This window comes from Burkholderia sp. BCC0506, from assembly GCF_902833145.1.
Lineage (GTDB): Bacteria > Pseudomonadota > Gammaproteobacteria > Burkholderiales > Burkholderiaceae > Burkholderia.
In genome coordinates, this window is the sequence record NZ_CADFEN010000001.1 from 593327 (window position 1) to 613161 (window position 19835).

Sequence of the window (19835 nt, forward strand, 5' to 3'; positions counted from 1 at the left end):
GTGCCTTTCCTACGACGGCGCCGTCGACACGCTAGCTTTGTCGGTCTCGACAGCGCTCGAGCTCGCGCATCAACTGATGCATTTCATGTTGTCGCCCGAGATGCCAGTCGGTCACGATGTTGAACAACCCTCGCGTCCACGAAAACGGTGCCCACCGGAACGGGACGACGATGCGCGGTTGGCGGGCTCGCAGCCCTTTTATGACGGCCTTAGCGACGTCATCCGGTTGTATCGGTCGTCGCAACGGTGCAGGAAACCCTTTTTCAATCAATTTCGTCGCTAGCGCATTTCCGCCAAAGCCGACCTTGGCAATGGCTGTCGCCACCCATCCCGGATAGAGCACGCTCGCCGTGGACCCGGTGCCGCCCAGTTCGGCGCGCAGTGAACGCCCGAGCATCTCGACTGCGGCTTTGGACGCTGCGTAAGGCGCATTCACCATGCCGTTCACGAATGCGTAGGCCGATGAGGTGACCAGGACCTGGCCTCGATTGCGCAGGATCTCCGGCAATGCGGCCTTGACCGTGCGCCAAACCCCGAGCAGATCGACCTCGACGATTCGCTCGAACTCCTGTTCATCGCAGCTGTACATGGTGGCGGGTAGATCGTGCCACGAGATGCCAGCATTGGCGAACGCAATGTCGAGGCGACCGAATCTATCGACGGCGCGTTGCACGACCGCCTTGGTGGCGGCAGCATCGGTGACATCGAGCGCCAAGGCGAGCGTGCGCTCGGAGTCAAACTCCGCGGCGAGGCGGTCCACTGAAGCCTGCGTCACATCGGTTAGAACGAGTCGTGTTCCACATGCATGCAACGCACGCGCGGTCGCAGCGCCAATGCCGCCTGCAGCACCCGTGATAAGCACGACTTTTTCCTGAAGATCGTAAGCCACTTTGTACTGCTCCTCTGCTATTGGTTTTCCATTGCTGCGCAAACAAGGGGCGATGGATGCCGGGTCATCGGCTCCGCTGATCATGCGAAGCCGATCGGTTCCCGCGGCCACCGATTGCCATTCATTTCGCCGGAGCGTTCGCGGCCGAATCGTTCCAGCCAGTTGCCGATGCCAGACTGATGGCGCGTTCAATGTCCCCGCCGCGAAAGCCGGCGCGTTCGACGAAGCGCCTGAAGAAGCCGGGCGCCTTGGCCACGATCGTGTTGATCTTGGGTACGACGATCATGTCCGCGCGGCGCTCGATGCCTGCCACGATGTCCCGCACGACCTGCTCGCGCGGGATCATCTTCCAGAAGCCTCGATCGTTGCCTCCCCACAATGCCCGGCCGGCCGGATCGGCGACGACATCGTCCATCAGCGGCGTCGGGAAGAACGTCGGATGCGCGCTGCCGACCCCGATACCCAGATGACGAAGCTCCAGACGGATGCTGTCGCACATCGCCCACACGCCCGCCTTGCTGGCCGTATAGGACGCCTGTAGCGGCGAATGTACAAACGCGGCCATTGACGAAATCGCCAGCATGTACCCGCGCTGTTGCTGGACGAATGGCAAGCCGGCACGGAACGTGCGCCACACGCCGTTGAGATTGATGTCGATGACACGATCAAACGCGGCCGGGTCGATGGTGGCCATCGGGGCCATGGTGTCAATGCCCGCGTTTGCGATGACCACATCGATCTGACCGAAGTGATACGCCGCCTTGGCCATTGCGGCTTCCAGGCTTTCGAAATCGCGGACGTCGGCGGTCCAGCCAAGAACGTCGGAAGGGTGGCCGAAGCTGCGAGTTTGCGCAGTGAGCGTGTCTGCCTCCAGATCGAAAAGCGCGAGGCGCGCACCCCGTGCGTGCAGCGCTTCGGCCAAGGCCGATCCCAGGCCTCCGGTGGAACCGGTAATGGCCACCACCTTGTTCGCCAGCTTATAAGTCGACATGCGCGCCTCCTTGCTTCGTTGGAACGTGACGGCGGAGAAACGCCAGTTGGTCGGCGATCACCTGTTCGAAGTCCTTGCCCACATAGATGTCGAAGTGGCCTGCCCGATACGCGCGCACTTCGCCTTTGGGTGCGCGGCTGGCATACCGTTTCGTCGGCTCCGCCGGAGCGACGGAGTCGGCTTCGCAAATGCAAAACAGAATCGGGCAGGAAATGTCGGCTGCCTTGCGACCGGGGCGGTACCGAACGATGTTCAGGCCGAAGCGTGCTGCGACCTGATTGCGAAATGCAGTACCGTCAGGTACGAGCGCGAGATAGCCATCCAGGGCATCCGGTGCGGTCATCAACGCGCCGGAACCGGGCGGACCCGCCGTCGGCACCATCACCGGCGCCCTGCCGACGAGGGATAGCAGCACATCGAATAGCGCGAGCGCGGTAACCTTGAGCGCGCTACGCCAGTTCAACGCGAACAACGACGCGACCCCGTCCGTGAACGGGCATTGCGCGATGGCAGCGGCAATAGTTCGGTCGCGTGCTGCGGAGAGAATCACATGACCGCCGCCGAAGGAGGTCCCCCACAGGACTACCTGATCCGGCCGGAGATTGCGGTTCCCGCGTGCAAAAGCGATCGCACCCGACCAGTCCTCCAGTTGCCGATCGATATCGAGCAATTGACGAGGGGAGCCGTCGCTCGCACCGAAATGTCGATAGTCGAACACGAGGCACGCGTAGCCCTCCGCGCAAAAGCGTTGCGCATAGGCATCGAGCCGCATTTCCTTGATTCCACCCAGCCCGTGCGCCATCACGATGACAGGAAACGGGCCCGTCCCGCGAGGCTCGTACAGCCAGCCACGGCAATGTTCTCCGCGGCCGCCTGCTACGAACTCGACATTTTTTCGCCCGGCCATGTGTCCCCCAAGGTGTGCGAGAATAGATTTCGATCCAATGTTGTAAAGCATTCTAACTTTGTAATGCGATCCATCTAGTGAGGTAAACCCCCGTATGGAATCGAGAACTCAGCGTCGGGCTGCCGCGACCCGCCTGGCGATCCTGCAAGCCGCCGAGACTTTGCTGACGGAGGGCGGACTAGCCGCGGTCACGCCTGAATCGGTTGCGACCCGGGCGGATGTCGCAGTGCAGACGCTCTATAACCGTGTCGGTGGCCGTTCCGCGCTGCTCATTGCCGTGGCAGAGCGCGCGTTGGAAGAAAACCGCGAGTACATGGACGCGGCCTATGCATCTGATGGCGATGTGGAGACGAAACTACGTTGTGTGGCAGCTGCGTACGCGCGGTTCGCCAAGGAGCGCCCGCACCAGTTCCGTATCCTTGTCGAACCACCGAATGAGCCGGAAGCGCTCGCGCGCATTGCTGCCCTGATCAGGCAGCAAAACGCCAAACTGGCCGCATTGATCCGCCGAGGTGTCGACGAAGGGTGGGTGCATGCAGACGTCGAGCCGGAACACGCGTCGACGGCGTTGTGGGCAATGATGAATGGCGTTATCAGCCTGATGTGGCGCCCCGATAGCCTTCGACTGGATGTCGATCACATTGACGATCTACTGCATACCGCGATCTCATTGTTGACCGGCGGTATCAAGAGGCGGGGAGATTGACGCGTTGATACGTGGACGCGGTCGTAGGAAACCTGCAGTTTGTCGGAGGCGAGGCGAAAAAAGCGACTCTGTTCAGGGATAGCTACTCTTGTCTGCTGAGCGCATCGCATCCGAGCATCGGCGATACGCTGACCCTGGAGCAGTTTGTGACGGCAAATCACGTTGTGGTGACACCTTTTACGGGCCATCATCTGGTCGAGGATGCGCTGAGTGAGATGGGACTGAAACGAAGGACTGTCCTCCGGGTTCCCCATTTCACCAGCCTTTTTTCTTCGATTGCAACGACAGACCTGGTGCTTGCGCTGCCAACGCGAGTCGCAAGAGCATTCGCGAGTGAAGGGCGCATGAAGGTCCTGCCGCTTCCGTTCGAAATACAGCCAGGTGAATTTGTACTGGTACCCGCATGCCGAGGACTCGGGCGCACAGCAGTGGTTCTGTGACTCGATCACGCGGACATTGAGTGACGTGTGAACGTCCGCTTGCGCCTTGGGCTTCGTTGGCGCACAGCGTCTGTCAGGAAGGCCCTCGCCTCCGGCCAACGATTTGATGGCGAGATGTCTGACACCGTCGTCACTGGCGCCGTTGATACCCGCACATACTGATGCGTTCGCGGACGGGATGTCGAGTGACCTTACTTGATGCCAATCCGCCACCGGCTCGGCTTGGTCAAGTCATGCGATTCCTAACTGTAAAGGCCGGTCCCGAATGCGGTGCGGACATCAACCGGCTCGGCTCCTATCTGCTCGACCTCCAGCGGAAAGTGCCGCCGCTCGATCCGACGATCGACTTTGATTTCTCTTTAAAATCAGCCGCTTAATGCCATTTTGGCGAAAATTTTGCGATTATCCACACCGCTGAATTAGGCGAAGCTCAGTGACGGCGATCGCGCCCTGCATTGCTGAGGCGGAGTTGTGCAAGATCGACTGGGTGGCAAAGGTTCGCATAATGTCCTGAACTTTTCCTACCGGCCATGAGGACCGGCAAGGAGAAGACCATGACGCATCCGGAACCGTTGCGCGGCAAGGAATGCCCAGAAGCGCAATTGCAATCAATTACGTCCGCAGTTCAGTTTCTGAGCGAGTTTGACTCATACCTTGGCGCCGTCAGGGGGCTGGCACAGGAGACCCGAAGGAAGTATGGCCGGTTCGTCCGACGCTTCCTGGATGGGTGGTGTGGCGACAGTCCGCCGAATTGGCAAGACCTTTCAATCGAACATCTTCGCACATACCTGCGTCAAGAATTCTCAAGCAGGAAGCGGCGACCATCGAGTTCACCGATCGTTGCGCTGCGGGCGATGTTGCGCTTTCTCGCCGTCATCGGAATGACGCGACCCGGCTTGGACGAAGCGCTTCCACGAATTCGGCGTTGGCGCCATGCGACGCTTCCACCGCGTTTGTCGTGCGCTGAAGTCGATCGGCTGATCAAATGCGTGGGCAATGCTGCGACGTTTCAACCGTTGCGGAATACGGCGATAGTGCTGCTGCTCGCAAGAACCGGGATGCGTGCTGCTGAAGTCGCTCGCCTCAGTCTGGATGACGTTGACTGGGTTTGCGGCGTCATTCATATCCGTGAAACCAAGACCCGCCACGACCGTGATCTACCGCTATCCCGAGACGTGGGGCGCGCCTTGCTGGCATACCTCAAACGGGAGCGTCCTCCATCATCGTACAGGACGATATTCCTGCAAGCGATTCCGCCGTCGCAGCCATTCACCGACTCCAGCGCGATTTCCAAGATTGTACGGCGAGCCCTAGTTCGATCGGATATCGCTCCCGCGCGCGGCGCAGCACATCTGATACGTCATGCCGTGGCAACAACCATGCTGACGCGCGGATCGAGCTTCAAAAACATCGCCGATGTGCTGGGTCATCAATCCCTACAGTCCACCGCCATTTATGCGAAGCTGGACCTATTGTCGCTATCGCGGATCGCCATGCCGTGGCCGGGAGACAGGTCATGAACGGCGAGGAACTTCAGGAACTGCTGAACCGCTACGTCGAACACCGCAAGTTGCTGGGTTACCGGCAAACCCATAGCGGAATGCTCGCGCGCTTCGTTCACGACATTGTCCGCGATCGCCCTGGTGAATCGATAAAGACCGCTGATGTCCTCGAATGGATCACTCGGGTTCGTCGTGCACCGCAAAGCCAGTGCGCAATCCTCAGTGCCCTGCGTGGATTTCTGCGCTTCGTAAAGGCTGTCGATCCAGCGACCTCGGTACCCGGCAACCATCTGCTGGCAACTCCACGTCGCAATTCGCCGTACGTCCTGAGCGTCGAACAACTGCAATCGATCCTGAATCTTGCGACGACTGCGCGACCGAGAGGTGGTCTGCGATCTGCTGCCTACGTCTCAATATTGGGGCTGCTCGCCAGTTCTGGGTTACGCATCGGCGAAGCTCTACACCTCAGGGCGGTCGACGTGCACCTTGGAGAAGAGCCGCCACATGTCGTTGTTCGTGAAACTAAATTCAAGAAGTCGCGCATCGTAGCCTTGCACCCGACAACCGCAGATCATCTGAGGCAATACGCGGTCCGACGGGGACACAAGTGCCATGCGAGGCGGGCACCGATGTTTTTCGTCACGGATTGGGGGCAACCGCTTGATCATGATTCCCTTGGACGGTGGTTTGCACGTGCAACGGCGAAACTCGGATTGCATCTACCGGATGGACGACGCCCGACCTTGCACTCCCTGCGCCACTCGTTCGCCGTTCGTCGGCTCACACAATGGTACGAAGATGGGGCCTCGGCAGCAGAGCTCGCTCCGACGCTGTCCGTCTACCTCGGCCACGTCAGCCCCAGAGAAAGCTACTGGTACGTCTCTGCAACACCTGAACTACTGGGCAGCGCATCGGACCGCTTCCGCGTGTTCGCCGCCTTGGGAGATTGATCATGAAGTACGCCGATGCACTCGTTGGGCCACTGCTCCAAGAATACTTCATCAAGCATTTGCTGACGCATCGAAACGTCAGCCCACAAACCCTCTCGAGTTACAGCAATGCCTTTCGCCTCCTGCTCCGGTTCATCGCCACCAAGATGAACATCCAGCCGGTTGCGCTTAAGCTCGATCAGCTAAATCCGGCAGTTATTCTGGCCTTCCTCGACAGTCTTGAGGTTGAACGCAACAACACGGTGCGATCTCGCAACGCCAGACTGGCAGCCATCCATTCCTTCTTTCGTTGGGTCGCTATATCCAGACCCGACTATGCCGGACTATCCACGTCAGTGCTGGCTATCCCCAACAAGCGCACTGATCGCCGTTTGATCTGCGCGTTGTCACGCACCGAAATTCAGGCGATTCTTGGTGCCCCCGACCTCTCTACTTCGAGCGGACGACGTGATCACACGATGCTTCTCACGATGTACAACACCGGTGCACGGGTCTCAGAGATTACATCAATGGCGTGCAGCCAGGTCGAACTGGGCATTCGTAGCAGCTTCGTGCATCTCTACGGGAAAGGTCGCAAAGAGCGGTGCATCCCACTCTGGGCTAGGACCGCCGATGCAATCCGGAAGTGGATGCGTGAGCAGGATGCCACGCCCGCGGCGCGTCTGTTCACCAATTATCGCGGCGAGCAACTGACCCGTAACGGCGTCGACTGCATCCTGCAGAAGGCGATTGCGAGCGCGGTGCCCGCCTGTCCAAGCCTGCGCCAAAAACATATCTCGCCTCACGTCATTCGACACGCGACGGCGACCCATCTATTAGAGTCGGGCGTCGACATCAGTGTTATTGCACTGTGGTTAGGCCATGAAAGCATCGACACGACGCACATTTACATGGAGTCCAACCTTGCCCACAAGGAAGAAGCGTTAGGCCACCTGCGGCCTGCCGGACAGCGTACACCACGATTTCACGCGACTGACAAGGTCATGGCGTTCCTCGAAACGCTCTGATTATGCGCATCGCAATGGCCGAGGTTGCCTGCTGGAGGAGGCTCCCCGGTCATCGCTTCGCCTATTTCCCCCGTGTGGATAATCACTCAAAATCCGCCACATCTCAGCCTAAACTGCTGATTTGAATGCAAAATCGATAGCCGGATCGAGTGGTGGAACGGGGCGTTGCAGAACCAGCAGATAGTCCCCGAGCTGGTTGATGTGCCCTGGCGAGTTTCCAGTACAAACTGCCTCAGCTCACAGCACGCAGCGCACATTGTCGTCAGCGCTTCTTCTTCGACCTTGTGGTGATGCAGCACCGTCGGGAGGCTCCGCTCAGGCTGTCACTTGCGACGATAGTAAGCAGCTCACCTGGCACAGAGGAGGTCTGCCGCGGCACATTTTTTGTTCCGCCCGAAAACAGAACCTTCTTTTTTGCCTTCCTATTCTCCCACTCAAGCGATGGCCAGCCAGGTCTTCGCGGTTCGGCGTCGCTCAAATGCGTTGCCAGAAAACAGTCAACTGTCAAGCCACGTAAGCGACAGCCTGCACGCACGCTCGGTGCGCATGCGCAGATTGCAGCCGGGTTTGCACACTACGGTGAGGGGAAGGATGGAAAGCAGAAAGGAAGCGAAGTTGAAACGGATCGCGAGCGTGATCTGCGCGTCGATCCTGCTGGTGGCTTCGCACTATGCGGGCGCCTCCGAAGTCGATCCGGGCGATTATGAGCAATATCCGGCGGGCGCAACGATCGGCGTTCTCTACTACAACTACTCGACGACCAACGCGTTCTACTCGAACGGCAACAAGACGTCGGATTTCGATCTGCAGTCGAACGTCGGCATCGCACGTCTGCTTCACGTGTTCAAGTTGACAGACAGATTGACCATCGATCCTCAGTTCCTCCTGCCGTTCGGCCACGTCAGCGGCTTCGGGGCTGCCAGCGCACTCGGCAGTACGACAGGCGTAGGTGACCTGGTCCTGACCGCGCCGCTGAAGCTGCGTCTGAACGAAGCGAACGACGTCGCGGCCGCTACCGTGTACGTGAATGTGCCGACCGGCACCTACGACCAGAATCGCGGGCTGAATCTTGGTGCGAATCGCTGGTCGCTGGACTTCCAAGCGGCGTATATCAAGCACTTCTCGCCGCATTGGGCGCTCGACCTCGTCGGCGACGCGATCTGGTACGGCGACAACACGTCATACGGCGCGTCCGGAGTTACCCAGCATCAGCGTATGAGCTACAGCGCGCAGGCGATGGTGCGCTACATGCCGGATTCCGGCACGTCGATCGGGCTCGGGCTCACGCAGTTGTGGGGCGGGCAGACCAGCGTCGACGGCGTTGGCAACAACGACGCGCTGCGCACGACGCGCATGCGCCTGACCGCGTCAAAGTTCGTCACCCGCTCCGACCAAGTGCAGCTTCAGGTCGGCACGGATCTGAGCGTCAAGAACGGACCGAAAGACAGTGTGCTCGTCGGCCTGCGGTACGCGCACATCTTCTGAACCGAATCGCAGACATCTCACTTCTTCTCACAGCCTCACAGCGAGATCACTCATGGAATCCGCAATCGACAAACATCTGAAGTGCCCGAGGACGCTGTCCCGGCGCGTCGCCGATGACTATCAACCGCCGTTCCCGATGTACGTTGCCCGCGCCTCGGAAGACCTCAATCAGGTCGTCATGGGCTACTTCGGAATTCAGTTTTCCGGAGACGACAAGAAGGAAAAGGCGCTCGCGGCGCTGAGGCACATCGTCGGCGACTTCGGCGCGGCCGATGGTCCGGTTCACTACGACCTGACCCGCCACACCGACAACCAGGGCCATGAAAACCTGATTGCCCTCGGCTATTGGCGCGATCCGTCCGCGTACCAGCGCTGGATCGCCTCGCCGGCCGTCGACGGTTGGTGGACCTCGGACGACCGGCTCTCCGACGGCATCGGCTATTTCCGCGAAATCGTCGCGCCGCGCGCGGAGCAGTTCGAGACGCTGTATGCGTTCACGAACGATTTCCCGGGTGTCGGCGCCATCATGGACGGCGTCAGCGGCGAGATCGAGGAGCACGGCTACTGGGGGTCGATGCGAGACCGCTTCCCGATATCGCAGACCGATTGGATGCGGGCCAACGGCGAACTGCAGATCCTCCACGGCGACCCGGCGCGGCGCGGCCGCGTCATCGTGCGCGCGCACGACAACATCGCATTGATCCGTTCGGGCCAGGACTGGCGAGCGGCCGAAGGCGACGAGCGCAAGCTCTACCTCGAGGAGATCGAACCGACGCTGCGTGCCGGCATGGACTTCCTGCGCGACAACGGCAAGGACGTCGGCTGCTACAGCAACCGCTATGTGCAGTCGATCGACCTCGACGGCAATCTGCTCGACGAGAGCTACAACATCGGGCACTGGCGCTCGCTCGACCGGCTCGAGCGCTGGGCCGAATCGCACCCGACGCATCTGCGCATCTTCGTCACGTTCTTCCGCGTCGTCGCCGGGCTGTCGAAGCTGCGGCTGTATCACGAAGTGTCGGTCTTCGACGCGCCGCACCAGGTCTACGAATACATCAACTGCCATCCGCAGACCGGCATGATGCGCGACGCCGCGGCAGCGGGCCGTTGAGTTCATCGGGCGCCGCCCGGCGAGGGCGGCGTCTTCTCACCATCAGGAGATTTCCCATGGCAATCAAGCGGCCGACGCTTGCTCAGATTTCGGAGATCGCGGCAGGTTTCGGTTTCCATCTTGATGCGCAGGAACTCGCGAACTATGGCGAGGCGTTGCAAGGCAACTTCGACGCCTATGACGCGGTCGACGCGTTACCCGACTATCTGCCGGCCGTCCGATATCCGCGCACACCCGGCTATCGTCCCGAGGGTGACGAGAACCGCTTCGGCGCGTGGCAGCGCAAGAGCGTCATCGAGGGTGCGCCGGACGGCAAGCTGCGCGGCAAGACCGTCGCCATCAAGGACAACATCTGCGTCGCGGGCGTGCCGATGATGAACGGCGCAAGCACGTTCGAAGGATACGTGCCGGACGTCGACGCGACCGTCGTGACGCGCGTGCTCGACGCCGGCGCGACGATCCTCGGCAAGTCCGTCTGCGAGTACTTCTGCTTTTCGGGCGGCTCGCACACGAGCGCGACGGGACCGGTGCAGAACCCGCGCAAGCCCGGCCACTCGACGGGCGGTTCGTCGTCCGGCAATGGCGCGCTCGTCGCGAGCGGCGAAGTGGACATGGCGATCGGCAGCGACCAGGGCGGGTCGGTGCGGATTCCGTCCGCGTATTGCGGCATCTACGGGATGAAGCCGACCCACGGCCTCGTGCCCTACACCGGCGCCATGCCGATCGAAGCGACGGTCGACCACCTCGGGCCGATGACCGGCAACGTGCTCGACAACGCGTTGCTGCTCGACGTGATCGCCGGCAGCGACGGACTCGATCCGCGCCAGCTGCAGCTGCCGGCGAACACCGACTACTCGGGCGGTATTCGCGGCGGGGTCGCGGGACTGCGGATCGGCATCCTGCGCGAAGGGTTCGGGCTGGCGAACGCCGAGCCGGTGGTCGACGAGGCGGTGCGCGCGGCCGCGCAGGTGCTGCGCAAGCTCGGCGCGAGCGTCGACGAAGTGTCGGTGCCGCTGCATGCGGCCGGCCCCGCGATCTGGACGCCGATCGCGGCCGAGGGCGCGACCCAGCAGATGATGAAGGGCAACAGCCACGGTTTCAATTGGCGCGGCATGTACGTGACGAGCATGGTCGACCACCATGCCGGCTGGCGTGCCCGGGCGGACGAACTGCCCGACACGGTCAAGCTGACCATGGTGCTCGGCGAATACTTCGCGAGCCGCTACAACGGCCGCTACTACGGCAAGAGCCAGAACCTCGCGCGGCGCCTGCGCGCGGACTACGACGCCGTGCTGCAGTCGTACGACCTGCTGCTGCTGCCGACGCTGCCGCTGCGCGCGTCGAAGTTGCCGCCCGCCCGCTGCCCGATGTCCGAGTCGCTGACCCGCGCGTTCGAGATGCTGGCGAACACGGCGCCGTTCGATGTCACCGGCCACCCGGCGATGTCGCTGCCGTGCGGCGTGGCCGAAGACCTGCCGATCGGAATGCAACTGGTCGGACGACGCTTCGACGAAGCCACGATCTATCGCTGCGCGTACGCGTACGAGCAGGCGCTCGACTGGCGGCAGACGACATTCGGCTGACGATCCATACGGAGAACTTTATGCACGCTCACCACCATAGCCATACCGAACCACCATCCGAATCCGAACTGCGGGTGAAGGCGATCGAGTCGCTGCTGATCGACAAGCAATTGGTCGACCCAACCGCACTCGACGAACTGATCGACATCTACGAACACAAAATCGGTCCGCGCAACGGCGCAGCCGTCGTCGCGCGGGCTTGGACCGACGCCGCCTACAAGGAGCGGCTGCTGTCCGACGCGACGACCGCGATCGCCGAGCTGGGTTTTTCCGGCGTACAGGGCGAGGACATGGTCGTCGTCGAGAACACGCCGGACGTGCACAACGTGATCGTCTGCACGCTGTGCTCCTGCTATCCGTGGCCGACGCTCGGCTTGCCCCCGACCTGGTACAAGGCTGCGCCGTACCGCTCGCGCATCGTGATCGAGCCGCGCGCCGTGCTGGCGGAGTTCGGGCTGGACATCGCCGCGCACCGCGAGGTGCGGGTGTGGGACAGCAACGCCGAACTGCGCTACATGGTGCTGCCCGAGCGTCCGGCGGGCACCGAAGGGTGGTCCGAGGCGGACCTCGCCGCCCTGGTGACGCGCGATTCGATGATCGGCACGGGCTTGCCGGCCGATCCGGCCCTGGCGGCAAAACTGAACGGAGGCGCGTGATGAACGGCATTCACGACATGGGCGGCATGCACGGCTTGGGCGCGATCGTCCGCGATCCCGCCGAACCGCTGTTTTCCGCCGACTGGGAGCGGCGCATCTTCGGGCTGTTCTTCGCCGTCTTTGCGGGCGGCTACATGAACGTGGACGAGTTCCGGCACGCCATCGAGCGGATGGACCCCGTCGACTACCTGGAAGGCAGTTACTACGAACACTGGATTCATTCGATCGAAACGATGCTGGTCGAGAAGCGCGTGCTTTCGCACGACGAGATCGAGCGTCGTATCGCACAACTTCGGGAGAACCAAGCATGCCAGTCCTGACGAAAGACATGGTCGACGCGCTCGTGCGCACCGGTGCGTCCGCCCGCTCGCACGGGCCGGTCGCGCCGAGCTTCGGCGTTGGCCAGCAAGTGCGCGCGAAGAACCTCAACCCGGCGACGCATACGCGGCTCGCGCGCTACGTGCGCGGCAAGGTTGGAACGATCGGCCTCGATCATGGGGTTTTCGTGCTGCCCGACACGATGGCGCACGGCGGCGGCGAATGCCCGCAGCACGTCTATAGCGTGACGTTCCGCGCGCAGGAGCTGTGGGGACCCCACGCGTCAGCCGTGGATACGGTCTGCATCGACATGTGGGACGACTATCTTGAACCGGCCTGAGGAGAACCGCGCCATGTCCGGAGCCTTCGAACCATCGACGGAAAAGGAAAAGCTGCCGGCCGACGGCCCGCCTTTCAGCGAGCCGTGGCAGGCGCGCGCGTTCGCGCTGGTCGTCCATCTGTGCCGGTCGGGCCGGTTCGCGTGGGGCGAATGGGTGGCAACGTTCAGCCGGCAGATCACCGCGCATCCGGCCCGCGCGGGCGAGTGCACGAACGACACCTACTACCGCCAATGGCTCGCGGCACTGGAGGAACTCATGGCGGCCAAGGGGCTCGTCGATCCCGCGGCGGCACGTGCGCGGCAGGGTGAGTGGCGCGGCGCTTACCTGAACACGCCGCACGGCCAGCCGGTGAGTCTCGGCAATGCAGCGTGTCCGCCGGAACACGCGCACGAGCATCTGGCGCCGTGCAGGTTGCCGGTGACGGTCAGCGCCGCATCGAACCGTCGCGCATCGATCTGAGGAGAGCACATCATGACCGAGCCAATTCGAGCCGCCCGCGGCCGCCGCAACGTGTTCGTTTCGTCTGGCAGCATCCTGCTGGCAGTCGGCGCGCTGCTGGCCTCCAACGCCGGCGTCTGGTGCTGGGCGGCCGCCAGCCTGCACGGGCGGCCCGTGCTGTTCGGCACGGCGCTGCTCGCGTACGTGCTCGGGCTGCGCCATGCAGTCGACGCCGACCACATCGCGGCGATCGACAACGCGACGCGCAAGCTCATGCAGGCGGGCCAACGCCCACTGTCCGTCGGCTTCTTCTTTTCGGCGGGACACTCCGCGCTCATCGTCGTCTTCTCGGCGGTGGTCGCGTTCGCGACGTCCCATTTTTCGCAGCATTTCGAGGCGTTCCGCGCGGTCGGCGCGCTGATCGGCACCGCGGCGTCGGCGACGGTGCTCCTGCTGCTCGCGGCGGTGAACGTCACGATTCTCATCTCCCTGTACCGGACCTTCCGGCGCGTCAAGGGCGGCGAGCCGCTGAACGAGGCCGACGTGAACGACCTCCTGAACGGCCGCGGGCTGGTCGCGCGCCTGCTCAGGCCGATGTTCCGCATCGTGACGAAGAGCTGGCACATGTTCGTGATCGGCGCGCTGTTCGGGCTCGGCTTCGATACCGCCTCGGAAATCGCGCTCTTCGCGATCGCTGCCGGCCAGACGTCGCACGGCGTGTCGTTCGGGACCGTCATGCTGTTCCCCGCGCTGTTCGCCGTCGGCATGTGTACGGTCGACACCGCCGACGGCATGCTGATGGTCGGCGCGTACGGCTGGGCGCTGGACAACCCCGTTCGCAAGCTCTACTACAACATGGCGATGACCTGCCTGTCGGTCGTTGTCGCCTTGCTGATCGGCGGTGTGGAATTGCTGTCGATTATCGGAGACCGGTTCGATTCGTTCGCTTTTCTGCGGGGCTTCACTGGCGCCGTCGGGGATTATTTTGGTGTCCTCGGGTATGCGATCGTCGCCGTGTTCCTCGCGTGCTGGGCGCTCAGCGTGTTCGCATATCGGAAGCGGGAAGCTTGGACAGGGGATTTTTGAACGGGCACGCTTGAGGGTCATCCGATTGCCCGTCCACGTCGGGGTTCGATCATGTCGAAGAGTCCGGTCGATATCGCCTCAAACTGCGATCACATCGGCGTTGCCTCGGACGGCTCGCCGTTCGAACGGAGCAATATGTCCATCGAGGTCTCGGCCGAAGGATCCATCAGCCAGCGCATCGACTTCTGGCGCGAAATGATCCTTCGGCTGTTTGCGGACGTCCAGATTTCCGCGGTGCAGAAGGCGGATTTCTTCGGCAAGGTCCGGCAGCGCAAGTCCGACAAATTGCGCATCTCGGAGATCCATGCCGCCGAGCAGGCGGTCGACCGGCACTATCGTCAGGCCCGCAGCGAATACGAAGACAAGTATTTCGCGGTGTTGATGCTGGACGGCAACCAGTCCGTCGAACAGGACGGCAAAATCGTGACGTTGCGTCCCGGCGACTTCGCGATTTACGACGCGACACGCCCTCATCATCTTCGCTTTGATCAGTCGTGGCGGGAAATCGTCGTCAGTATTCCGCGCATGACGCTCAACCATCTCGTCGTCGGGATGGAAAATTGCACGGCCCGCCCGATGAACACCTCCGAGGGCGTCGGGAACGTGATGCGGACTTTCCTGGAAGGGATGTCGTCGCAGATCAGTCACGTATCCGAGGACGAGATGCTCAAACTCTCGGATACGGTGATCACGTTGATCGCGATGACGCTAGGGAATCTGCAGCGAAACGATGTCGCCCAATCGCGGCTGAAGGCCATGACGCTGATGCGCGCGAAGAGTTTCGTCCTGGAGCATCTCCAGAATCCCGAACTGAATCCGCTCATGGTCGAACAGGCCATGGGGATTTCGTCCCGGTACCTCAACAAATTGTTCGAAGTGGAAAACACTTCGCTGATGCGCTACGTTTGGCGTATGCGCCTGGAGCGGTGTGCAGAAGAACTCGCAACCCCTCATTTCTCGTTTTTGCGAGTTTCCGACGTAGCGTTAAGGTGGGGGTTTAACGACATGTCGCATTTTAGTCGCGCCTTCAAGGAGCGCTTTAACACATCTCCTCGTGAATGGCGCAACAACGCTTTACAGAAGTCAATTCCTTAGATGTGCCGGACGGGGTGCCGGGCGTGGCAGACCAATTTATGTGATGCAATTGATAAGCGACAACTGAACACGTCTTCCCCGATCTCTGATACGTGGTTAGGGTTAACGGTTGGTACGACGTTGATCCGGAGTGGTTTCCCTATCGCTAACCTATATTATCTGTCCATAGTTGTTTTTAGTCTAAACTGGCAAGTATGAAAACGCGTCAGACCGAACCCATCACCTTCCCTGACGACGCCGAACTGGCCGCACTACGTGCGTGGTATGCCGGGCTCGACGCTCGGGCAGCCGTCGCACGCTATCTGGGCGAGCGCAAAGCGCCCGGGGCCTCCGCACGCGGCGTACTGGGCCGCATCCGGCGCACCTTGGCCGCGTTCGCGACGAGCCGCCACCGGGTCGATCTGGCCGAAATATTCGGCGAGCGGTCCGTCGCGTCGGCCGACACTGTCGCGCGCGCGATTGAGGCGCTGCGCAGTCTGCCGGCATCGGCGCCGAACATCGCCGACACCATCGATCAATGGTTGCCCGCGCGCGTGGTGGCCGCGCTGCAGGCGCACGGCATCCGGACGTTGGCCGACCTGACCGTGCGCATTCCGCGCCGGCGCCGTTGGTGGACGGCGATCGACGGGCTCGGCGTCGCCGGCGCACGCCGCGTGGAGGCATTCTTCGCCGCCCACCCGGCCTTGACCGAACGGGCACGGGCCTTGATTGTCGCGTCGCCCGCTGGCGACGTCGTGCCGTGGGAACAGTTGCGCGTGCCGCACGAAGTCGACGGTTCGCACGGACAGTTTCGGGCGCCGCGGACTGCCTGCTTGCTGAACGCGTCGAACGACTACGAAGCGATCCAGTCCTGGCTGTCACTGCATGAATCGGCGGCCACGCAACGCGCGTACCGCAAGGAAGCAGAACGCCTCATCCTGTGGGCAATCATCGAGCGCGGCCGTGCGCTGTCGTCACTCACCACCGACGACGCGATCGCGTACCGCGCATTCCTGCGTCGCCCCACGCCGCGCGAGCGCTGGATCGGGCCGTCGCGGCCGCGGCATAGTGCCGAATGGCGGCCGTTTACCGGCGCGCTGTCCGCCCGATCAGCGGCCTACACGCTGAACGTCCTGTCGGCGCTGTTCCGCTGGCTGATCGAGCAGCGCTACGTACTCGCGAATCCGTTCGCCGGCGTGAAGGTCAAGAGCCAGGCGCCGCGCACCGGCTTGGACGTGTCGCGCGGTTTTTCTGAGGGCGAGTGGTTGCTGATCCGAACCCTGGCCGACGGCCTCGAGTGGTCCTACGGTTGGAGCGTGCCGGCCGCTCAGCGCCTGCGCTTTCTGCTGGACTTTGGGTACGCAACCGGCCTGCGCGCGAGCGAGCTGGTCGGCGCGACGCTCGCCGACGTCCGCCGCGACGAACACGGCGATCACTGGCTGCACGTGCTCGGCAAGGGCGGGAAGGTGACTTTGCCGGCGCTGGCCCGGACGGCGCTCGACCAATATCTCGTGCAGCGCGGCCTGCCGGTTACGGCCGTACGCTGGAATCCGGCGACGCCGCTCGTTGCGAGTCTCGACGAGGATAGCGCACGCATCGAAAGCACACGGCTCTGGCGTGTGCTGCGGCGATTCTTCGTGCTGGCGGCCGACGCGATTCAGGACGAGCGGCCCGCCACGGCGGAGAAGTTGCGCGGCGCGAGTCCGCATTGGATGCGTCACACGCATGCATCGCATGCGCTGGCTCGGGGCGCCGAGTTGATTATGGTGCGCGACAACCTGCGCCATGCGTCGATCTCGACGACGTCAACCTATCTGCACAGCGATGACGTGCAGCGCGCTCGGCAGTTCGATCAGGCGTTTGCCGCACGAAAGTGAACGGAAGATCGTTTATATCGCTCTACAGATAAGCACCAGATTTTCCATAACTTTGAGGCTTATGATAGGAAATCGCGCTTATCATGTTCGCCCCCCATTCCGGTTACGTCGATGCGCCGCGGTACTGGATACGCCGGTGCACCGCCGCAAGCCCACGCACGCGCGCTACTTCGTGTCGCCGAAATTTGCAGGCCGACTCGATATTCAGGGATCGATCACGGCCGCACACGCGTCCGTCGGCGCCGCAGCCATGTGCCCCACGACCGGCACGATCTTGATCCCAGCGGATGCAATACGACACGGTGCTGCAGCGAGGCCGCAACCGCCAAGGGCGATACAACTAGCAACGCAAACGGCTCGAACGAACCACTTCATAGAAACCTCCAGGTAGCGATCCCACACATCTTCCGAACAGGCCTGACTTGTAGACCTATGCCGGGAACATCATGCTAACATACAAACCGTCTAGACGGTTTGTATGTTAGCATGATGTTCATGTTGCTCTCCGTACTGGCGACGACATGCACTGCCCGATCGATCGCTCAACGCGTAACCAACCCGTGTCGAACGCGCAGCAGCCCGTACTCCCTTCTGTCACTTATCGAACAACGACCATGCGCCACTCCACCACATCCACCGCGAGCCCCAGATTTTCAATCAGCCCGCTGCTCGTGATTGCAGCCCCGCTTGTTGCATCGCTCGTGAGCGTCTTCATCATCGTGACGGTATTTTCAACCGACGTTCCTTACCTGACGAACGGTTTCTAGCATGGGCCCAAAATGAGGATTTCATACGTCGCTCTGATCGTGTCCTGCATGGCAACGACCGGTTGTGTTTCGACGGCACATGCTCAGTTTCGCGGTCTCGACGACTTGAATCGATTTGGCGAGAAGCGCACCCTCTGCCGTCAGGCGCTCTCGTCATCAGGCATGGAAGACGATATGGACCAGCGCATCCGCGACCTCGTCAGAAAACCGTACGAGTCCGCCGGTCGCAAGGGCTGGCCAAAAGGATCGTCGGACGCCAGCACCTATCGCGAGATGGTTGAAGACACCGTCAACGATCTCCGGGACCCGGTACTCAAGCAGTTGACGGATAGCTGCGCAAGGAATTTCTCGATAGACGAACTCCGTAGCGTCAACGATTTCTATACGAGTCCGGCTGGACAGGCATGGCTTAGCAAAGGTCGAACCACAATCATGCCGGAGATGGCCAGAGCCGTTTCCCGAATTCAACTCCGGATAGATGAAAACTGAGGAAGCGTGGCTACATGACGCGCATGTTACGGGCGAAGTCCATGCCCGCCGGACGGCACGCCGAAACGGCCCCGCAGGTCGCCGTGCCGGTGTCCAGTCCGGGTGAGGGCACGTGTCTTCGCCGACGCTCTTTTCCGCGTGGCAACGGGGCGATCAATGTGACGCGGGCGGGTGAACTCCATCGCAGGCGCGATCATTCAAAGAGGCTCTGGATGTCGGTCTGGAAGCCCAGCACGAGCGTCAGATAGAAGAGCGACGCGAAGACACCGGCCATCGTACCGAAAATGTCCCGCGCAAGCGCGCCACGGATCATGTGAGCAGGAATCCCGATCGCCATATAGGCAGCCAGGAACACGATCGAAACCATGAGCGGTGGTGGCGTCGTAAGAATGAGATAGGCGATTTCGCGCATACTCCCGGCTCCTTGTCGAATTCGGTCAGCTCATCCGGGATGTCACGACATCGACCCGCGGCGTTGCGGCGAGCGTGACATCCTCGCCATCACCGGAGCTGGGCAACGAGTGCATCCGCGCCCTTGTCGATACCGGTCCGGGCCGCACTCAGCGAACCGAACGCAGCCGGCAGGTTCATGGCGTTCGGATACTGTCTTGTCACATAAGCCATCAGCAGTTGACCGCTCGTGCTGTCGTAGACTTCGACGGCGTATGAAACTGAGCCGCTGAACGCGCCCTTGCCGCCCCGAATTGCCTGCACGCCGTTATACAGATTGCCGGCGATATCGAAATGCATGGCTTGTCCGACAACCGCCGTGGTCTTCTCCGCGCCCGTGAGCGTGAGCCGCACGCGCAGCGTCGCAGGGGACGGCTTGGCAGCGGCCTGGAAGCGCTTCAAGAGTTTGTCGGCAAACACCTTCCCCATGTAATCGGCAAGCGCCGCCTTGTCCTCGGCCTTCAAGTCGCCGAACTGATTGTCCTGACCGGCATACACGACGACTGGATCCACCATCACCTGCCGGTACTGCGACCAGTCGACGCGTGGCGCATATCGGTACGGCACCTTTGCGGCGTCGTCGCCGCGGTTCGGTGTCAGCTGGGGTGAGGATGCAATGCCCGAATAGGCAGCGGGCTGCACACCGGCGCATGCGGCCAACGTCAACACCGTGACGCCTGAAAAAATAAATGAGCTGAGTTTGGTGGTGAGCATGTCGGATTCCGTGGAAGGTGCCGCGGCCGGCACCAGAGGTGAAATTGCGAAAAG

General features: G+C 61.9%; 24 protein-coding genes. 18 read left to right on the forward strand and 6 right to left on the reverse strand.

The genetic code is table 11. The features are described 5' to 3' along the window. Positions 1-31 precede the first annotated feature (31 nt). The 3 genes from HWX62_RS02465 to HWX62_RS02475 are packed head-to-tail and all read right to left on the reverse strand — an operon-like array spanning position 32 to position 2838. Positions 32-973 (reverse strand): SDR family NAD(P)-dependent oxidoreductase, encoded by a 942-nt coding sequence (locus tag HWX62_RS02465; RefSeq protein WP_244135927.1) that lies wholly within the window; start codon positions 971-973, stop codon positions 32-34. Positions 974-1010: 37 nt separating this feature from the next. Then, entirely contained in the window at positions 1011-1880 is an 870-nt protein-coding gene (locus tag HWX62_RS02470; RefSeq protein ID WP_175930005.1) for an SDR family NAD(P)-dependent oxidoreductase, read from the reverse strand. Further along, entirely contained in the window at positions 1867-2838 is a 972-nt protein-coding gene (locus HWX62_RS02475) for an alpha/beta fold hydrolase (RefSeq protein WP_244135928.1), read from the reverse strand. The genes HWX62_RS02470 and HWX62_RS02475 overlap by 14 nt, the downstream gene beginning before the upstream one ends. Positions 2839-2881: 43 nt before the next feature. Between HWX62_RS02475 and HWX62_RS02480 the strand changes: the two genes are divergently transcribed. The 16 genes from HWX62_RS02480 (at position 2882) to HWX62_RS02550 (ending at position 17361) form a co-directional block, all read left to right on the forward strand. Continuing rightward, on the forward strand, positions 2882-3493 hold the full coding sequence (locus HWX62_RS02480) for a TetR/AcrR family transcriptional regulator (protein ID WP_175930004.1): 612 nt from the start codon (positions 2882-2884) through the stop codon (positions 3491-3493). 11 nt (positions 3494-3504) lie between these two features. Further along, on the forward strand, positions 3505-3933 hold the full coding sequence (locus tag HWX62_RS02485) for a LysR substrate-binding domain-containing protein (protein WP_244135929.1): 429 nt from the start codon (positions 3505-3507) through the stop codon (positions 3931-3933). A gap of 185 nt (positions 3934-4118) precedes the next feature. Next, positions 4119-4310, forward strand: a complete 192-nt coding sequence (locus HWX62_RS02490; protein WP_175930003.1) for a hypothetical protein — start codon at positions 4119-4121, stop codon at positions 4308-4310. A 177-nt stretch (positions 4311-4487) separates the two neighbouring features. Then, positions 4488-5453, forward strand: coding sequence for a tyrosine-type recombinase/integrase (locus HWX62_RS02495; RefSeq protein ID WP_175930002.1), 966 nt, complete (start codon positions 4488-4490; stop codon positions 5451-5453). After that, positions 5450-6385 (forward strand): tyrosine-type recombinase/integrase, encoded by a 936-nt coding sequence (locus tag HWX62_RS02500; protein WP_175930001.1) that lies wholly within the window; start codon positions 5450-5452, stop codon positions 6383-6385. The genes HWX62_RS02495 and HWX62_RS02500 overlap by 4 nt, the downstream gene beginning before the upstream one ends. A 2-nt stretch (positions 6386-6387) precedes the next feature. Then, a complete protein-coding gene (locus HWX62_RS02505) occupies positions 6388-7392 on the forward strand; it encodes a tyrosine-type recombinase/integrase (protein ID WP_175930000.1) in 1005 nt (334 codons plus the stop codon). Positions 7393-7983: 591 nt separating this feature from the next. After that, complete coding sequence (locus HWX62_RS02510; protein ID WP_175930169.1) at positions 7984-8877, forward strand: transporter; 894 nt, start codon at positions 7984-7986, stop codon at positions 8875-8877. 52 nt (positions 8878-8929) lie between these two features. Then, on the forward strand, positions 8930-9988 hold the full coding sequence (locus tag HWX62_RS02515) for a phenylacetaldoxime dehydratase family protein (protein WP_175930168.1): 1059 nt from the start codon (positions 8930-8932) through the stop codon (positions 9986-9988). A gap of 56 nt (positions 9989-10044) precedes the next feature. Further along, complete coding sequence (locus HWX62_RS02520) at positions 10045-11571, forward strand: amidase (protein WP_175929999.1); 1527 nt, start codon at positions 10045-10047, stop codon at positions 11569-11571. Between the two features lie 20 nt (positions 11572-11591). Beyond that, positions 11592-12227 (forward strand): nitrile hydratase subunit alpha, encoded by a 636-nt coding sequence (nthA, locus tag HWX62_RS02525; RefSeq protein WP_175929998.1) that lies wholly within the window; start codon positions 11592-11594, stop codon positions 12225-12227. Beyond that, complete coding sequence (locus HWX62_RS33275) at positions 12227-12547, forward strand: hypothetical protein (protein WP_347879928.1); 321 nt, start codon at positions 12227-12229, stop codon at positions 12545-12547. Before nthA ends, HWX62_RS33275 begins: the two co-directional genes overlap by 1 nt. Then, positions 12535-12885 (forward strand): SH3-like domain-containing protein, encoded by a 351-nt coding sequence (locus tag HWX62_RS33280; RefSeq protein WP_347879929.1) that lies wholly within the window; start codon positions 12535-12537, stop codon positions 12883-12885. The genes HWX62_RS33275 and HWX62_RS33280 overlap by 13 nt, the downstream gene beginning before the upstream one ends. Before the next feature lie 13 nt (positions 12886-12898). Next, entirely contained in the window at positions 12899-13345 is a 447-nt protein-coding gene (locus tag HWX62_RS02535; RefSeq protein WP_175929997.1) for a nitrile hydratase accessory protein, read from the forward strand. Positions 13346-13357: 12 nt separating this feature from the next. After that, the gene (locus tag HWX62_RS02540; RefSeq protein WP_175985080.1) at positions 13358-14410 is read left to right on the forward strand and encodes a HoxN/HupN/NixA family nickel/cobalt transporter; all 1053 of its coding nucleotides are present in this window, start codon (positions 13358-13360) and stop codon (positions 14408-14410) included. A 51-nt stretch (positions 14411-14461) separates the two neighbouring features. Further along, positions 14462-15505: a helix-turn-helix domain-containing protein gene (locus tag HWX62_RS02545; protein WP_175929995.1), complete on the forward strand. Its 1044-nt coding sequence runs from the start codon at positions 14462-14464 to the stop codon at positions 15503-15505. A gap of 194 nt (positions 15506-15699) precedes the next feature. Continuing rightward, the gene (locus HWX62_RS02550; protein WP_175929994.1) at positions 15700-17361 is read left to right on the forward strand and encodes a phage integrase family protein; all 1662 of its coding nucleotides are present in this window, start codon (positions 15700-15702) and stop codon (positions 17359-17361) included. A gap of 204 nt (positions 17362-17565) precedes the next feature. Here the strand turns inward: HWX62_RS02550 and HWX62_RS33285 are convergent, their stop codons facing one another. Continuing rightward, positions 17566-17736: a DUF6726 family protein gene (locus HWX62_RS33285; protein WP_347879930.1), complete on the reverse strand. Its 171-nt coding sequence runs from the start codon at positions 17734-17736 to the stop codon at positions 17566-17568. 239 nt (positions 17737-17975) lie between these two features. Between HWX62_RS33285 and HWX62_RS02555 the strand changes: the two genes are divergently transcribed. Together HWX62_RS02555 and HWX62_RS02560 are read left to right on the forward strand one after the other, a co-directional pair. Next, on the forward strand, positions 17976-18128 hold the full coding sequence (locus tag HWX62_RS02555; RefSeq protein WP_175985082.1) for a hypothetical protein: 153 nt from the start codon (positions 17976-17978) through the stop codon (positions 18126-18128). Between the two features lie 48 nt (positions 18129-18176). Further along, positions 18177-18617: a DUF2059 domain-containing protein gene (locus HWX62_RS02560; protein WP_175929993.1), complete on the forward strand. Its 441-nt coding sequence runs from the start codon at positions 18177-18179 to the stop codon at positions 18615-18617. Between the two features lie 193 nt (positions 18618-18810). Here the strand turns inward: HWX62_RS02560 and HWX62_RS02565 are convergent, their stop codons facing one another. Together HWX62_RS02565 and HWX62_RS02570 are read right to left on the reverse strand one after the other, a co-directional pair. Further along, entirely contained in the window at positions 18811-19029 is a 219-nt protein-coding gene (locus tag HWX62_RS02565; protein ID WP_175929992.1) for a hypothetical protein, read from the reverse strand. Positions 19030-19118: 89 nt separating this feature from the next. Continuing rightward, positions 19119-19781 (reverse strand): DUF3313 domain-containing protein, encoded by a 663-nt coding sequence (locus HWX62_RS02570; protein WP_175929991.1) that lies wholly within the window; start codon positions 19779-19781, stop codon positions 19119-19121. Positions 19782-19835: the final 54 nt, after the last annotated feature.

Coding starts and splice junctions, on each gene's coding strand:
- HWX62_RS02465 (WP_244135927.1), bottom strand. CDS start 973: ATGATCAGCGGAGCCGATGACCCGGCATCCATCGCCCCTTGTTTGCGC.
- HWX62_RS02470 (WP_175930005.1), bottom strand. CDS start 1,880: ATGTCGACTTATAAGCTGGCGAACAAGGTGGTGGCCATTACCGGTTCC.
- HWX62_RS02475 (WP_244135928.1), bottom strand. CDS start 2,838: ATGCTTTACAACATTGGATCGAAATCTATTCTCGCACACCTTGGGGGA.
- HWX62_RS02480 (WP_175930004.1), top strand. CDS start 2,882: ATGGAATCGAGAACTCAGCGTCGGGCTGCCGCGACCCGCCTGGCGATC.
- HWX62_RS02495 (WP_175930002.1), top strand. CDS start 4,488: ATGACGCATCCGGAACCGTTGCGCGGCAAGGAATGCCCAGAAGCGCAA.
- HWX62_RS02500 (WP_175930001.1), top strand. CDS start 5,450: ATGAACGGCGAGGAACTTCAGGAACTGCTGAACCGCTACGTCGAACAC.
- HWX62_RS02505 (WP_175930000.1), top strand. CDS start 6,388: ATGAAGTACGCCGATGCACTCGTTGGGCCACTGCTCCAAGAATACTTC.
- HWX62_RS02510 (WP_175930169.1), top strand. CDS start 7,984: ATGGAAAGCAGAAAGGAAGCGAAGTTGAAACGGATCGCGAGCGTGATC.
- HWX62_RS02515 (WP_175930168.1), top strand. CDS start 8,930: ATGGAATCCGCAATCGACAAACATCTGAAGTGCCCGAGGACGCTGTCC.
- HWX62_RS02520 (WP_175929999.1), top strand. CDS start 10,045: ATGGCAATCAAGCGGCCGACGCTTGCTCAGATTTCGGAGATCGCGGCA.
- nthA (WP_175929998.1), top strand. CDS start 11,592: ATGCACGCTCACCACCATAGCCATACCGAACCACCATCCGAATCCGAA.
- HWX62_RS33275 (WP_347879928.1), top strand. CDS start 12,227: ATGAACGGCATTCACGACATGGGCGGCATGCACGGCTTGGGCGCGATC.
- HWX62_RS33280 (WP_347879929.1), top strand. CDS start 12,535: ATGCCAGTCCTGACGAAAGACATGGTCGACGCGCTCGTGCGCACCGGT.
- HWX62_RS02535 (WP_175929997.1), top strand. CDS start 12,899: ATGTCCGGAGCCTTCGAACCATCGACGGAAAAGGAAAAGCTGCCGGCC.
- HWX62_RS02540 (WP_175985080.1), top strand. CDS start 13,358: ATGACCGAGCCAATTCGAGCCGCCCGCGGCCGCCGCAACGTGTTCGTT.
- HWX62_RS02545 (WP_175929995.1), top strand. CDS start 14,462: ATGTCGAAGAGTCCGGTCGATATCGCCTCAAACTGCGATCACATCGGC.
- HWX62_RS02550 (WP_175929994.1), top strand. CDS start 15,700: ATGAAAACGCGTCAGACCGAACCCATCACCTTCCCTGACGACGCCGAA.
- HWX62_RS33285 (WP_347879930.1), bottom strand. CDS start 17,736: ATGAAGTGGTTCGTTCGAGCCGTTTGCGTTGCTAGTTGTATCGCCCTT.
- HWX62_RS02555 (WP_175985082.1), top strand. CDS start 17,976: ATGCGCCACTCCACCACATCCACCGCGAGCCCCAGATTTTCAATCAGC.
- HWX62_RS02560 (WP_175929993.1), top strand. CDS start 18,177: ATGGCAACGACCGGTTGTGTTTCGACGGCACATGCTCAGTTTCGCGGT.
- HWX62_RS02565 (WP_175929992.1), bottom strand. CDS start 19,029: ATGCGCGAAATCGCCTATCTCATTCTTACGACGCCACCACCGCTCATG.
- HWX62_RS02570 (WP_175929991.1), bottom strand. CDS start 19,781: ATGCTCACCACCAAACTCAGCTCATTTATTTTTTCAGGCGTCACGGTG.